Origin of the sequence: Hydrogenispora ethanolica (assembly GCF_004340685.1) — a bacterium.
GTDB classification, from domain to species: Bacteria; Bacillota; UBA4882; order UBA8346; family UBA8346; genus Hydrogenispora; species Hydrogenispora ethanolica.
The window spans coordinates 230253-244581 of sequence record NZ_SLUN01000003.1; the positions used below are offsets into that span (position 1 = coordinate 230253).

12 protein-coding genes, 1 tRNA gene and 2 riboswitches are annotated in these 14329 nt (G+C 51.0%); of the genes, 5 read left to right on the forward strand and 8 right to left on the reverse strand.

Annotated features, from left to right (window positions below; genetic code table 11):
- The first annotated feature begins 17 nt into the window (after window positions 1–17).
- Together EDC14_RS04265 and EDC14_RS04270 are read left to right on the forward strand one after the other, a co-directional pair.
- Window positions 18–896, forward strand: coding sequence for a carbohydrate ABC transporter permease (locus tag EDC14_RS04265; RefSeq protein ID WP_132012946.1), 879 nt, complete (start codon window positions 18–20; stop codon window positions 894–896).
- 35 nt (window positions 897–931) lie between these two features.
- Window positions 932–1747 (forward strand): carbohydrate ABC transporter permease, encoded by an 816-nt coding sequence (locus EDC14_RS04270; RefSeq protein WP_132013000.1) that lies wholly within the window; start codon window positions 932–934, stop codon window positions 1745–1747.
- 247 nt (window positions 1748–1994) lie between these two features.
- Here the strand turns inward: EDC14_RS04270 and EDC14_RS04275 are convergent, their stop codons facing one another.
- Window positions 1995–3002, reverse strand: a complete 1008-nt coding sequence (locus tag EDC14_RS04275; protein WP_132012947.1) for an aldo/keto reductase — start codon at window positions 3000–3002, stop codon at window positions 1995–1997.
- Window positions 3003–3125: 123 nt separating this feature from the next.
- Here EDC14_RS04275 and pdxR point away from each other — a divergent pair, with 123 nt between their 5' ends.
- From pdxR to EDC14_RS04290, 3 genes are all read left to right on the forward strand, one after another.
- Window positions 3126–4523, forward strand: a complete 1398-nt coding sequence (gene pdxR, locus EDC14_RS04280; protein ID WP_165907782.1) for a MocR-like pyridoxine biosynthesis transcription factor PdxR — start codon at window positions 3126–3128, stop codon at window positions 4521–4523.
- A 120-nt stretch (window positions 4524–4643) separates the two neighbouring features.
- Window positions 4644–4719, forward strand: a tRNA-Thr gene (locus EDC14_RS04285).
- Between the two features lie 342 nt (window positions 4720–5061).
- A protein-coding gene (locus EDC14_RS04290; RefSeq protein ID WP_243662806.1) for an IS630 family transposase occupies window positions 5062–6202 on the forward strand; the annotation gives its coding sequence in 2 pieces (ribosomal slippage) (window positions 5062–5501 and window positions 5500–6202; 1143 coding nt in all).
- Between the two features lie 120 nt (window positions 6203–6322).
- Here the strand turns inward: EDC14_RS04290 and EDC14_RS04295 are convergent.
- From EDC14_RS04295 to EDC14_RS04325, 7 genes are all read right to left on the reverse strand, one after another.
- Complete coding sequence (locus tag EDC14_RS04295) at window positions 6323–8005, reverse strand: S8 family serine peptidase (protein WP_165907783.1); 1683 nt, start codon at window positions 8003–8005, stop codon at window positions 6323–6325.
- Window positions 8006–8452: 447 nt separating this feature from the next.
- On the reverse strand, window positions 8453–8986 hold the full coding sequence (locus EDC14_RS04300; protein WP_132012950.1) for a nitroreductase family protein: 534 nt from the start codon (window positions 8984–8986) through the stop codon (window positions 8453–8455).
- 143 nt (window positions 8987–9129) lie between these two features.
- Window positions 9130–10155 carry a CBS domain-containing protein gene (locus tag EDC14_RS04305; protein ID WP_132012951.1) on the reverse strand — a complete coding sequence of 342 codons (1026 nt, stop codon included), beginning with the start codon at window positions 10153–10155 and terminating at the stop codon, window positions 9130–9132.
- 176 nt (window positions 10156–10331) lie between these two features.
- On the reverse strand, window positions 10332–10586 hold the full coding sequence (locus EDC14_RS04310; RefSeq protein ID WP_132012952.1) for a DUF190 domain-containing protein: 255 nt from the start codon (window positions 10584–10586) through the stop codon (window positions 10332–10334).
- 12 nt (window positions 10587–10598) lie between these two features.
- Window positions 10599–10973: a fluoride efflux transporter CrcB gene (gene crcB, locus EDC14_RS04315; RefSeq protein WP_424337394.1), complete on the reverse strand. Its 375-nt coding sequence runs from the start codon at window positions 10971–10973 to the stop codon at window positions 10599–10601.
- Between the two features lie 22 nt (window positions 10974–10995).
- A riboswitch (Fluoride riboswitch) is annotated at window positions 10996–11055 on the reverse strand.
- Window positions 11056–11256: 201 nt separating this feature from the next.
- Window positions 11257–11317: riboswitch (Fluoride riboswitch) on the reverse strand.
- A 167-nt stretch (window positions 11318–11484) separates the two neighbouring features.
- A complete protein-coding gene (locus tag EDC14_RS04320; protein ID WP_165907784.1) occupies window positions 11485–12672 on the reverse strand; it encodes a YibE/F family protein in 1188 nt (395 codons plus the stop codon).
- Window positions 12673–12766: 94 nt separating this feature from the next.
- Window positions 12767–14197 carry an alkaline phosphatase gene (locus EDC14_RS04325; protein ID WP_132012955.1) on the reverse strand — a complete coding sequence of 477 codons (1431 nt, stop codon included), beginning with the start codon at window positions 14195–14197 and terminating at the stop codon, window positions 12767–12769.
- Window positions 14198–14329: the final 132 nt, after the last annotated feature.

Here is a 14329-nt window from a genome sequence, read left to right on the forward strand (position 1 = left end):
GCGGAGAGGGTGTCGCCATGAATATCAATCGCTTCGTCGAACGCAACTTGCGCTGGATCTTTCCGTTGCCGGCCGCGACTTTTATCATCCTGATGCTGGTCTTTCCGGTGTTGTACACCTTTTATGTCAGCCTGACCAACTGGGATATGATCTCCAGCGGCGCGGTCAGCTTTGTCGGCCTCGACAATTATCTGGCCATGCTGAAGGAGCCGCGCTTTTATAACGCCATCGGTCTGACGTTTTACTTCACCCTGCTGGCGGTGGGGCTGGAGACGGTTTTCGGCGTGATTATCGCGCTGATTCTGAACCGCGAATTCCGCGGCAAGAACCTGGTGAAATTCATTTTGCTGCTGCCTCTGGTGGCCACGCCCGTCGCCATCGGGCTCTCCTGGACCCTGTTTTACGAGCCCACCATCGGCCTAGCCAATTACGCCCTGAAACTGCTGGGGATCCCCGGCCTCAAATGGCTGGCCTCCAACGCGACGGTCATCCCGTCCCTGGCCCTGGTGGATATCTGGCAGTGGACCCCGATGATCTCGTTGATCGTCCTGGCTGGCCTGGCCGGTTTGCCGCAAGACCCTTACGAGGCGGCCATCGTCGACGGCGCCCGGCCGCTCCAGGTGGTCCGGCACATCACCCTGCCGCTGCTGCGGCCGACCATCCTGATCGCGGTGGCCCTGCGCAGCATCGACGCGCTGAAGACTTTTGACATCATCTACGTAATGACCTCGGGCGGACCCGGCTTCGCCTCCGAGACGCTGAATATTTACGCCTACAGTCTGAGTTTCGGCTATTTCCGCTTCGGCGCCGCCTCGGCGTCGCTGGTGGCCCTGTTTGCCATTGTCCTGGGTTGCTGCGTCATCCTGTTGAAAATGCGCAAGTCCCAGGAATTGTGATGCCATAAACCGTGACGGAGCTGATGACGATGCAGATCAACAAGAAGCTGTTATCCCGGATCGCCTGGTATGGATTGATTGCCCTGATTATCATCCCGTTTTTGTTTCCGCTCTTCTGGATTGTGAGTTCCTCCTTCAAGACGCAGAGCCAGATCGTGGCTTCGCCGCCGCTGTGGGTCTTCCGGCCGACCCTGGAGAATTACAAAGGGGTCTTCATGGACCAGAACTTTGGGATTTACCTCATGAACAGCTCGATCATTGCCATCGGTTCGACCCTGCTCTCGCTGCTCATCGGAATCCCGGCGGCGTACGCCATTTCACGATACAAGATGCAGACCCTGGGAGTCTTTATTCTGATCGCCCGGCTGATGCCAGGGATCTCCTTCCTGATCCCCTGGTTCATTCTGTTCTCCAAGATCCGGCTGATCGATACGTATACGGCCTTGATCGCCAGCCACATGCTGGTGGGGCTGCCGCTGATCGTCTGGATCATGATCAACTATTTCGACGGGCTGCCCCGGGAATTGGAGGAATCGGCCCTGATCGACGGCTGCACGCTGCAAGGGGCGTTCGTCCGGGTCTATCTACCCATCTCCGGGCCGGGGATCCTCACCGCGACGACCCTGTCGTTCCTGTTCTCCTGGAATAATTTCATGTTCTCGCTGGTGCTGAGCGCCCAGCGCACCAAGACCCTGCCCATCGCCATCTATAACTTCGTCTCCTACGCCGAAGTGAATTGGGGCAGCGTGATGGCTGCGGCGGTGGTGATCATCGCGCCGGCGATCGTCCTGACCATGGTCTTCCAGCGCTATGTGATCAAGGGCCTGACCATGGGCGCGGTCAAAGGCTGACGAAATCTTCCAAAGTCCAAATGCCATGGCAGCGTCTCGGCAAAGCGGCAGAGACGCTGCCTTTGGGTGCCACATTGGATCCGGTCATCAATTCATGGGACGGTTACGATTACAACGCCCATATCTGTGGCGAAAAATCAAAGAAGTTCAATAGCATCCATTATGCGAAAAGGGAGTCAAGCTGACGATAGACTCCCTTTTTTAATTTGTTTGGATGGTTGCGCGCCCGGAGTCCGAAGGAATGCCGCTATGCGCTGGCCACGATTTTTCCCGGCTTCAGGGATAGCAGCCGCTCGATCTCCTGCATCTGCTCCAGGGAGAGCGGGCCGAAGTCCATGGCCTTGACATTCTCTTCAACTTGGGTGGCGGTCTTAAAGCCGGGAATCGGGATCGTCCGCGGGCTCCGCCCCCAGATCCAGGCGAGGGCTCCCTGGGTCAAGCTCCGGCCTTTGCTGGTCAGAATCTCGCGGACCGCGGCGAGCCGCTCCAGAAATTCCGGGCGCGGCCGGCCGTTTTCAAAATAGGCGACCCACTCATGGCCGCTGCCCCGGACGTCATCGACGGGCAGACGGCTGTCGGCGTTGAACTTGCCGCTCAGCAGGCCCATGGCCAAAGGCGTCCGGTTGATGCTGGCCAGCGAGTGAATGTCGCAGATCGCAATGAGTTCGCTGGCGTCATGAAAGAGGTTCAAGTCGTGTTCCACGGCGCAGAAATGGGGCTTGGCAGTCCACCGACGGGCGCTGCCCGGGTCGTCGGTACTCCAGCCGAAGGCCCGGATCCGGCCGAGCGCCTGCAGATCCTGGAGGGTCTGGGCCACCTCGTCCGCCTGGGCGGGGGAGAGCATTCCGACATGAAGCAGGTAGAGATCGATGTAGTCCGTATCCAGGCGGCGGAGCGAAGCTTCGCAGGCCCGGCGGATATAATCCGGGGTGACGTCGCAGCCCTCCGCCCGGCGGCTATCCGGGTCAAAGGTATACCCGAATTTGGTGGCGATGACCGCCTGATGGCGGCGGCCTTTGAGCGCCTGGCCGAGAACGGTTTCACTATGGCCGGCGCCGTAGACGTCGGCGCTGTCAAAGAAGTTAATGCCGGCCTCCATGGCCAGATGAACGGCACGAATCGATTCCTGGTCATCCACTGCGCCCCAGCCGTCCGCCTTGCCGTCCAACCAGAACGGCCCGCCAATGGCCCAACAGCCTAACCCCATGGCGCTGACCGGGATGCCGGTCCGGCCCAAAATACGCTGGCTTTCCATTATCAGCACTTCCTTTTCAAAAAAGAGGTTTTTCCCGGTTTTAGTGTAATATAACTTATTGGATCACAAAAGATCCAAAGGATGGGCAATAATGAGGAACCAATTGCCGTGCCGGAGGTCAGCATGTTCGGATTACAAATGGATCGTTCGTCATCCCTATCCCTCAGCGCACAGTTGACAGCGCAGCTGCGGGAGATGATTCTGGCTGGCCGGATCATCGGCGGCCAACAGCTGCCGCCTTCGCGAGAGTTGGCCCAAGAGCTGAGAGTGGCCAGGAATGTAGTCATTCAGAGCTACGAGCAGCTGTTGGCCGAGGGTTATCTGGAAAGCCGGGTGGGAGCGGGAACCTTCGTGGCCGATCTGCGCGGGTACCGCTGGCCCGGCCGATTCTCTGGAGGCCGTCCGGCTCATGAGGCCGCAGTCCCGGAAATAGCGCGGGATGTCATTGATTTTAACGCCGGCCAGCCGGATTTGAGCCGTTTCCCGTCGATGCAGTGGGCCAAATTGCTGAAGGAGGTTTCGCTGGAGACTCCGGAACGGGCTTTCGGCTTTGAGCCTCCCGCCGGAGAGTGGTCCCTGCGTTCGGCAATTGCCGGATATTTGTTCCGGGCCAAGGGAATCGTCTGCCGGCCGGAACAGATTCTGATTGTGCCCGGCGTGGCCCAGGCCGGCGATCTGCTGGCGAAGCTCTTCCGGCCGTCCGGCCGGGCGGTGGCGCTGGAAGACCCTTGCGGCTATAACCGGGAGGTTTTTATCCATCATGGCTTGGAGACCCTCCCGGTGCCCGTCGACTACCACGGGATACGCCCCGAGGAATTGCCGAGCCATGCGGGAGTCGGCTTGATCTACGTGGTCCCGTCCCACCAGTTTCCGATGGGCGGCGTTTTGCCGGTCCAGCGCCGCCTGCAGTTATTGGAGTATGCGGCGGAGCGGGACGCTTATATCGTCGAGGATGATTACGACAGCGAGTTCCGCTACCGGGGCGAACCGATCCAGGCGTTGCGCCACCTCGCGCCGGAGCGGGTCATTTACCTCGGAACGTTCAGCAAGATCTTCGCCCCCGGCCTGCGGCTGGGGTTCATGGTGATGCCCGGAGCGCTGCTGGATGAGGCATGCCGGCTGAAAGAACAGCTTAACCTGCGGACGCCGTCCCTGACTCAGTTGGCAATGGCCCGTTTCATCGATTCCCGGGCGCTGGATCGCCATGTGTATCAGATGAAGAAAGTCTACGCCGCCAAAAGGAAGCGATTTATCGCGTTGCTCAGCGCGGCTTTTGGGGCGGGGATCCGGATCTGCGGCGAAAACGCCGGACTCCATCTGGTCGTGGAGTTCCAGGACCGTTCTTTCGAGGTTACGGATATGGAACGATTGCTGGAGAACGGGGTGGTGGTGGACTGGGTGGAGGATTATGCCGTCGGGAAGGGTTGCCACCGGCACCAGCTGGTTTTGGGCTATGGAGGACTCGGGCCGGAACAGCTCGCCCTGGGCGTGGAGCGGATCGCCAAAACGCTCGCTCACTGAGCCGAAGTGAGCGGGCGGAACGTCAGAGGAAAGGAGCCCCGTTCCTGATAAAAGTTGGATGCCCGGCGCACTCTTGAAAAGCAGCGCCAGTTATGGTATGATAATGATTGCTTATTTCGGGCCGACATAGCTCAGCTGGTAGAGCAGCGCACTTGTAATGCGCAGGTCATCGGTTCAAATCCGATTGTCGGCTCCAGATAAATCAAGGGCTTTACCGTTTATATAAATCAAGTTTGACAATAATTTGACAATAACCAGATCTAAAACGAGGCCGCAATCAATTGGATTGCGGCTTTTGCTTGGGGATAAGGTTGTCGAGCATCGAGCCCATCTTGTCGGCGGCGGTTCGCTTTACTTCTGGAATTCGTGGCCGTTGGTCGAAACAAATAATTCTAGCAGATTGTGTTTAGTTTTCGGAATCCGCCATCTAGAAGAATATAAAGGAGATGTCTTTACTAGTACAATATCAGGGCAAAAAATAGAGATATAAAAGGAAATATGGTATAGTAAGAGTAAAACAGTAAAAAGGAACCAAGAGATGCGACCCCAAAGATATCCAGTAAAATTAAGCGAAGCAGAACGAGAAACACTTCGAGTCATAATCTCCAAAGGAAAGGCGACCGCACGAAGCATTCGACGAGCACATATCCTCCTGATGGCGGATGAAAATCGACTTGGCGGAAAGATTAAAGATGAAACGATAGCCAGTCAACTACAGGTTAATAAGAATACCGTGTTGAACGTCCGCAAAGCCTATACCAGACATGATTTGCAAGAAGCTATTCAACGAAAAAAGCGGACCACGCCACCCGTGCCGCCGAAGGTCACCGGCGAACTTGAAGCCAAAATCATCGCCTTAAGTTGTAGCGAACCTCCAGCAGGAAGAAGCCGATGGACATTACGTCTGCTTAGCCAAAAAGTGGTGGAACTTCAGTATATCGATAGTATTTCCTACGACACCATCGATCGAGTTTTAAAAAAACGAACTCAAGCCGCATCTTCGTAAATGTTGGTGTATCCCGCCCGAACAAAACGCGGCGTTTGTGGCGGCAATGGAAGATGTCTTGGATGTCTATCAGCAGCCTTACGATGCAAACTGTCCGGTTGTATGCATGGACGAAAAACCCTATCAGCTCTTGGATGAAGCCCGAAGGCCTATCCCCATGAAACCGGCGAAGCCACTATGTCAGGATAGCGAGTACATCCGAAATGGAACATGCAGCATCTTTATATTCACTGAGCCATTGGCTGGGTTCCGGCACGTAGCGGTTCGGGAACGACGGACTCGGATGGAGTGGGCCGAACAAGTTCGGGAATTGCTTGATGTGTATTACAAGGATTCGCCGAAAATCAAACTGGTGATGGATAATTTGAACACCCATACCATCGCCTCACTCTATCAGGCTTTTGACCCACAGACAGCCCGTCGCTTAGCGAAGCGTTTAGAGATTCATTACACACCCAAGCATGGAAGTTGGCTGAACATTGCCGAGATTGAACTAAGCGCCATGACCAAACAATGTTTGGAACGGCGTATTCCTTCAATTGAAACACTTGCCAGCGAATTATCCGAGTGGGAACATCATCGCAATTCAAGTCAAAAAACGGTTGATTGGCAATTTACAACTGAAGATGCTCGTGTCAAACTAAAACGTTTATACCCCCAATTTTTGTCCTGATGTTGTACTAGTAATGCGTAGTTTAAAAACAGGTCTTTGAAATAGGATTATTTTCTATAATACCTAAATGTGCTTGCGCGATGAGGGCTTTTTAATTCTAGAAGACTATTTTTGTTATCATTATTGAAATCCATCTTTGATATAATCGGTCAGGCGTTTCGGTGTGCTCAACACCACGGATTGGAGGGTCATGTTCTGATTGAGTGTTTTGCCACTAGTGACTGTTACCCCAACATGGGCAAACATATCTCCGGTACCTACTTGACCATCAAGATTAAAATCGATAAAGGCACACATGATAACCGATCCTGCCGGAATATTGCTGATGGAATAGCTGCCGTTGCTGGCGGCATTGCTCATTGAGCTACAAGTTGAAGACTCCGGAAGATAGTAAAAGACTTTGGTGGCTGCGGCACCAGAAGGTGAGCCATTTACGGCGGCATAAGCATCAGGCAGACCATATCCAAGCTGATTATTGAAGCTACCATTTCCCGCCGCTTTGAGAGTTTGGCGGACCACAGATGGGTTTGTAATGCCATGAGAATAAAGTAATGCCACAATCCCTGCGACATGTGGACTGGCCATTGAAGTCCCAGCCATCCAGATATAGGTATTTTGTTGGGTTTGTTTATCATAAGTTGTACTAAAAACATACGAAGTGATCGTTTCAGAATTGCCGGAACCGCCAGGTGCGCAAACCCAGATTTCAGGTCCGTAATTAGAATAAGGGGCTATGTTTCCTTGATAGTCCGTGGCGGATACGGCAATTACCCCTGGGTAATTTGCCGGAAAACCCACAAAGCTTTTTTCGTTACCGGCAGCGGCAACTATTGTAACATTCCGGTCTATTGCATATTGGAGGGCAGTTTTAAAAGTTTGAGGAGCGGAACCGACGGGAAATTGACCTGTTAAACTCATATTAATGATATTGGCGCCATGATCGACTGCCCAATATATGCCGTTAGTAATCATTGCTGTAGTTCCGTTGCCATCAGCGGCTAAGACCCTAACCGGCATAATCTTTACATTCCAGCCGACTCCGGCCATTCCTTGAGCATTATTTGTTACGGCACTAACGATCCCAGCGACATGGGTTCCATGGCTATAACGATTATCATTGTCATAGTATTGATTGTCCGAGGGAACTGCGTCCCAATCTACGAAATCATAACCGCTAACCAAATTAGAAGCCAAATCTGGATGACTGGTAGAAATCCCCGTATCCAGAACAGCCACGACTACTCGGGGATTTCCTTTCTGAATCGACCAAGCTCTTGATAAATTTAATAAACTATAATTCCAAGTTTGATATGTAGTATATTCGCTGTCATTCGGTGTTACCGATAAATCAGCGGCATGCAGAATTAAGTTGTCTTCTACATAAAGAATATCAGAGTTGGCCTTAAGTGATGATTGTTGAAAAGTTTGTGGATCTATTTGAACAACGTAGACATTATCCGGCCCATAAATCTTATGCTTTAAAATGCCGCCAAGATTGGAGAGCAGTTGTTGAACCTCTCCTTCAGACATTCCAGAACGAAATTTAATAATTTTTTCATTAGCGACGCTGGACCGACGGATCCGAGAGCGCGCTACTCCCACAGAAGCAAATGGTTGAGTTTTTAAACTTAGTTTAGATATATCCGCTGTGTAAGTGGTTCCAACAATCCCGGATACCGTTCCCGTCCCCGGTATTGGATTGTCATTGCCGCCGTCGCTGTTGCCGCCACCCCCGCCACCGCAACCTGCCACAACAATTATCAAAAAAGCAGCGAGAATAAAGTGAAAACTTTTGGCGTTCATTAGCAATCTCCTTTTATATAATTTTTCATATATTACCATTAAAATCCTTTTCCCTTTTAAAATCAATATAAAAAAATTATGCAGGGATGGAGTTTAATTTCTAATTTATATTAATAATTAAAATGGATAAATTACCGTATTGTGCGGGAGCGGCCAGTAGCTATTTCATGAAAGAGGTATGCGCGTGGACAGTTTCATTAAAGATTATGAATGCTTTCTCGGACTTTTGTCGACGCTTCCTTGGCTCCAGTTCAAGCAAGGTTTTTGAAAGATCGCTTTAAGGTAGTCGAATTACTGCAATCTTGCTGCAATTGAGTCAAAAATAATAACCGGGAAAAAATTAGTCCCCGGTTATAGTTTATAGTCTTGAAATTTTTATTTTTTAGCCTTCCTTTACCGAGGAAGGTTTTTTCATATGCGCGGTCGTACCTATGCTCTCTTTTTCCTTTACCGATTATCCTCGCAATAGTTCTCATACATTACGGTATCCTCAAGCGGTTTTCTTTCGGTTTGATGGCGGTCGGAACTCAAAAATCCCTTGGCGGGATAACCCAGGATAAGTAATGCGGTTGGCTCAATGGATCCGGGTATGTTAAATTCCTTTCTGATAATTTCGGGATCAAACAGTCCCACCATCACGCTTCCGATATTCAATTCCCTTGCGGCCAGCATCATGTGGTCGCAAATAATGCCGATATCCAAATCACCCGAACATTTTCCGTCAAAGGGCCGTATTAAAGGTTTCCTTTTATCCTGACATACGATGAGGATACATGGAGAACCGAAGGTTTGATATGCTTTTTGAACCTTGAGAATATTCTCCGGCCGTTGAACAACGATGATACGCTGGGGTTGCTTATTGCAGGCGGTTGGCGCCACACGTCCGGCAGCTAAAATTCGGTCCAGATCGTCTTTGGGGATTTTTTTATCGGTAAATCCTCGCGTAGTGCACCGTTGTTTTGCTAATTCTAAAAAAGCCATTTTGAAATTCCTCCATGCGCATCTCGATATCCATCCGCGCTGCATCGGCTTCAAGCTTACAGAAGGCGCATTTTTTGCAGTTTGGATCGCTTCCGACACGGTATTATAAGTTGAATGCCGCTCCATGTAGAGTTCTATCCTCATCATTTTAGCGCGGTTTGTAAAACCATATCGCGACTGATCATCCCTTTAAAGATCCCTTGGGAATCGATAACCGGCAACCGCTTAAGACCTTTCTCGGTCATCAGTTTGACGGCTTCATCGATAGTCGCCTCTTCTTTGATGGTAATCGGGTTTTTGATCATCACTTCTGAGGCCGTTCTTGCTTGAGCGTGTTTTACGAATTCATTCCATTGCCGTCCTTGTTCCGTTAAAGCCAGTTTACTCCGCAAAGAATCCCAAAAACCCGGTTGACCGAATATAAGCGGCAGTAAATCGGAGTCGCATATCAAGCCGATGAGTTTCCCTTCTTCATCAGTGACGGCGATTCGTTGAATTTCTTTACCGGATATTTTTGCGAACACTTCTGAAATCGGGGTATCGGGATGAACCGTCTCCGAGTCCCGCACGGCAACGGCCTTGACTGGCTGCGTGTTGTTTACCACGATATTTTGTTCCTGTAATGAGTGCCATGTTGGGACCTGCTTGGTGATAGTGTGAAAAATATCGATTCGAGCGATAATGCCTACCAATTTTCCGGCGTCATCGACCACGGGCAGTCTCTTCAGATGGTGGTTTACCATCGTTTGCACAGCGTTTTTCAGTAACAGATCTTGCTTGACGGTTACCAGGGGAGTGCTCATAACATCTTTGGCTGTTTTTCCGGCGATGCTTTTCATAAAGGCATTCAAATTTGCTTCGTCCAACTTTGGCAGCAACCCGAGGCGGATCGGCAATCCGGCCTTGGTCATCAGGTCATTCGACGTTATGATTCCGACGGGATGCTGTTCCGCATCGACGACAGGAATTCCTTTTAACCTGTTATCCAGCATGAAATGAATCACTGAAGTAAGCGGCGTTGTCGGAGCGACGGTTTTAGGGGAGGCCGTCATGATTTCTTTCACTTTGATTTGTTGCGGAATCAAATGTTTCGCCGAATGGTATGCGCGGACATCGATAGTTTCAATCGCAATGATCCCATCCACGACCATCTCTTCGAGATGGGGCATGATGGTTTCTATATAAGTTGAATTAAATTTCTGTTATGCATCATGTCCCTAAAGCCGGCCATGATGGGAAAATTAAGGAATTTAATTCAACTTATTACCGCTGTAATAGGATGAAATAAATTCCGATTTAATCTCATTTGCATTCGGCCTTAGGAATGCAAATATAGTAAAGATATTTATTTCATCCTATATAGCTCGGCCTCAGGGATCAAAAGCTCAATGGTGACGGGCAAGTGATAGGATAAGTCAAGAATGTTGGTGGCGGAGATTTCGCCATTTTCATAATAACCCGCAATTCCTCGATTTACGATGCATCGAGCGGCTAATTTGAGGCTGCGGACATATTCGATGACGGCGTTATATAAAATCTTGCCGTGCCATCGAACATTTTCGCTGGTAAAGATCCTGATTTTTTTATATTGAAGTGACATTGTAGAGCCCCCTTAGATAGTCCTGCCAAGCCAGAGCCCAAGAAAAACAAGAGCTAAACCACCTATATTGTTCAGCGCAAGATTGCCGAGTGCCGTAAGAAACTGGCCGTTCCCCATAAAATTGGTACTTTCCAGCGCATAGGTGGAAAAGGTAGTTAATCCGCCAAGAAAGCCGGTCATCAATAACAAGCGCACTGTCGGAGAAATGATATTTCGTCCTGCCAGGGAAAACCCCAATCCAATCAAAAAACAGCCAATGAGGTTGACTCCTAAGGTTCCCAAGGGAAAGCTATTCCCAAACCATTTCACAGCTAGCAATGAAAAAAGGTATCGACAGGCTGACCCTAACCCACCGCCGGCAATGATGAATAAAATATTGATGAACACATAATCCATCTCCTATCTCGCAATATATGTAGGAGTTATCAGCCCGAGATAGGCGTATGCGAACTCCATCGCTTTATCAAAGGTTCTTTTACTTTACTATCGGTTCTTCCATAACGATCACCACCGTAAGGTATTCCGTTTTGCTGGTATGGAGGATGAACAGACGAATTGATTATAGTCTGTCCATTTGCGGGGGGAGTTCGATTTAACCCTTCATTCTACTGAACTAACTGGATAAGATAATCAGAATAACAAAAACTCCCATGATTTAGCTTAATAAAACTAAAACACAGGAGTCATCAGCCTTTGAGGCGGTTTTGGCGAACTCCATCGCCTTTTAAAAGCTCAGAAAAGCAAGGGATAAAGTCGTTTTTTACTCCGCTGAAAGGCTGATTTCCGTTTCGAAAGACTTTATCACATGGCTTTTAATATACTATATCATATCTTCAGGATTCGTTCAATCGGCGGAATGGGTCGGCTGGGGTCCGTCATTTAAGCATGGAGAAATGGCTTAAGATTGGATTGGACACTTCATGGCTTCATGCGGCTCCTCCGCTTGCGTTTTTGGGGGCACCCGCACGAGGATGAAGCCGGCGATAATGGCCGTAAAAGGAACCACCAAGGTGAGGCCGATGGTCCCGGAGAAGGTCTTCAACAATTCGGAAGCGATATAATTCATATTCATGATTCGCCAGAAGGGGATGCCTTTGGCTAACAGGTACATCAGCATGGTCATGGCTCCGCCAGAGTAGGCCAGCAATAGCGTGGTGGACATCGTGCCAATGACCGCCCGGCCGATATTCAGCCCCGATTTGATCAACTCGGAGCGCCGAATGTCCGGCCTTTTTTCGCGAATCTCGAACATCGCCACCGCGATATCCATGGCGACATCCATAATCGCTCCGGAGGCTGAGAGGATCACGCCGGCATAGAAGAGTTTGAGCAAGTCCAAGTGTTCGTAGCCGGAGAAACGCAAGGTGGCGGAGAATTCGGAAGTGGCGCCATTGACCCGCATCATTCCGCCGAAGATCAGTAAAATGATCCAGGTAAACAGGCAGCCGCTGAGCGAGCCCAGAAAAGCGCTCCATCCTTTTTGGTTGAATCCGGCCACCAAGAAGATTGTGACCAGGCAGATTAAGGCGACTATCGGCATGGCGAACAGCATGGGATCGGTCCGGCTCTCCAAACAGAAGGGGAGCAATACTTTTAAGATCACCATAATCGTAAAACCAAAGGAGACGATGGCTTTGACCCCGACCCAACCGGCCAGGCCAATCAGGGCAGCCAGGAAAACCAGCGAGATGGCGAGCATCGCTCCTTCGCGCAGCGGTTCAAGCATCCGCGCGGCAATAATCCTGTCGCCCTGCTTGGAATAGCCTAAGAGCGCCTTTTCGCCCGGTTGAAAGAACCATTCCAATTCGAGCGAACCTTGCAGCAGATTGGCGGCTTGGATAATCCGGTTCCGGTCCGGACCGTCGAGTAGCCGGACTTTCACGCTTTGTTCGCCTTGACGGAAGATGCCGCGTTGAAAGACTAGCGAGTCATCGGTCTCCAGAACGATACAACGCGCCTCCCGCTCGCTGGCGGGGCGTTGATAGTATTTGGACAAGGGAAATAGGATCAGAATCGAAGTCAACACCAGGATCACCGCGCAAAAGACGATGTCCCGGAAAGCGGGATTCATTTTCAGTTGATTCATCGTTTCCTCCGGATTTGCGCCATCGCTTACTTTGGAAAAAGGATGACCGTTGCCGGTCATCCTTTGCTATGGTGTTATCGATTGATCGTGCCGGTTACCATTTCAAGCCGGCTTGCGCCACTTGGTTGAGCGCTTTACAGATATCGGTGTTGTCTTTATAGCCGGAGAACCGGGCCGCGCCGACGCCCTCGACGGTGGTCAGCACCGGAATTCCGGTATGAACATAAGAGGTCCAGAAGAGGTTGGCCCGGGTATTCATCAGGCGGCAGAAGGTCATGGATACCGGCCGGTATCCGCCGTAGAGCGCGTTCAGTTGCTGCTTGCTCAGGCCGGCTTGCTCATCGGCGAGGGCCTTGGCAATTTGGGCCTTTTCGGATTCGGTCGGATGGGTGAGGCCAAAATCGGCGGCCAGTTTCAAGATGCCGGACTGGGGATCCCGTTCATTTTTGAGGATGGCGGCCACTTTTACATCGGCCATCTCAAAGGAGAGTTTTTGGTTGTAGAACAATTCCGGATTGACCCGGTATTCGGTGCCCATGGATAATCCGAGGCCGCCGCATTCATGGTCGCCGGTGACAATGATCAAGGTTTGCGGATGTTTCTTCTTGAACTCCAGCGCCGCCGCGACCGCCTGATCGAGATCGAGCATGTTGGCGATGGTGCTGCCGGTGTCATTCGCGTGGCAGGCCCAGTCCACCTTGCCCTCTTCGACCATCAGGAAGAAGCCTTTTTTATTGGCCGACAAGAGGTCGATGGATTTCTTCACAATTTGGGGCAGGGGAAGATCGTCGGGCCCGCGGTCCAGGGCGTAGGGCAACGCTTCGTCGTTCATATCTCCGGGCAGGTTGGCCAGGACTCGTTGGCCGGGCTTGGCTGCCAGAAATTCTTTGGACGTGGTCGCCACGGTAAAACCCTTGGCCGCCGCTTCTTGATAGAGATCTCGTTTGTCCTTGCGGCTGGCCGGCGAGAAATGTTTCACTCCGCCGCCGCCCACGAACAAGTCGAATTTGCTGTTGATTAATTGTTCGGCGATTTCGTCATACTTATTTCTGCTGTCGATATGGCAATAGTAAGCGGCGGGCGTCGCGTGCACGATCTTGACGGAGGAGACGATGCCAACGGCGTAACCCTTGTTTTTCAACGCTTCACTGATATAGGGGGTTACGGTGGTTTTGTCTTCCCGGAGTCCAATCACGCCGCTCAGGGTCTTGTAGCCGGAGGAGAGCGAGGTGGCCGTGGAGGCGGAATCCGGCACGATGCTGGTGGAATCATAGGTGGTGTTCACACAGTTGACCCGTAGCGTATTCATGACCAGGCGCTTCTTTTGGTCGATTGCGGTCTTGCCCGGAGTGTTGTTTAATTGCAACTCCGCCACCTGGCGCTGGGCGATACCCATTCCGTCGCCGATAAACATGAAGATATACTTGGGAGGCGCTTCGGCGGCCGCAAAAACCTGGAGGGACAGGCAAGCGAAGATGAGGGCAAGCACCAAGCCGAGCTTCCAAAAGGGTTGGTTTCGACGCATACAGCTCACTCCTTCTAAAAAATGTTAATTGAGATACAATCTCAATATAATGGAGTGAGATTATCCGCCCATTAATTGGTCTTTAAAGCCAATTTAAATCAATTTGGGGTTTGCTTTTCATGATCGCGGATA

Excerpts from the sequence above, each read along its gene's own strand:
- EDC14_RS04310 (WP_132012952.1), bottom strand. The coding sequence starts at position 10,586 with ATGTCACTTCAATATAAAAAAATCAGGATCTTTACCAGCGAAAATGTT.
- EDC14_RS04325 (WP_132012955.1), bottom strand. The coding sequence starts at position 14,197 with ATGCGTCGAAACCAACCCTTTTGGAAGCTCGGCTTGGTGCTTGCCCTC.
- pdxR (WP_165907782.1), top strand. The coding sequence starts at position 3,126 with ATGTTCGGATTACAAATGGATCGTTCGTCATCCCTATCCCTCAGCGCA.
- EDC14_RS04295 (WP_165907783.1), bottom strand. The coding sequence starts at position 8,005 with ATGAACGCCAAAAGTTTTCACTTTATTCTCGCTGCTTTTTTGATAATT.
- EDC14_RS04300 (WP_132012950.1), bottom strand. The coding sequence starts at position 8,986 with ATGGCTTTTTTAGAATTAGCAAAACAACGGTGCACTACGCGAGGATTT.
- EDC14_RS04275 (WP_132012947.1), bottom strand. The coding sequence starts at position 3,002 with ATGGAAAGCCAGCGTATTTTGGGCCGGACCGGCATCCCGGTCAGCGCC.
- EDC14_RS04265 (WP_132012946.1), top strand. The coding sequence starts at position 18 with ATGAATATCAATCGCTTCGTCGAACGCAACTTGCGCTGGATCTTTCCG.
- EDC14_RS04320 (WP_165907784.1), bottom strand. The coding sequence starts at position 12,672 with ATGAATCAACTGAAAATGAATCCCGCTTTCCGGGACATCGTCTTTTGC.
- EDC14_RS04305 (WP_132012951.1), bottom strand. The coding sequence starts at position 10,155 with ATGCCCCATCTCGAAGAGATGGTCGTGGATGGGATCATTGCGATTGAA.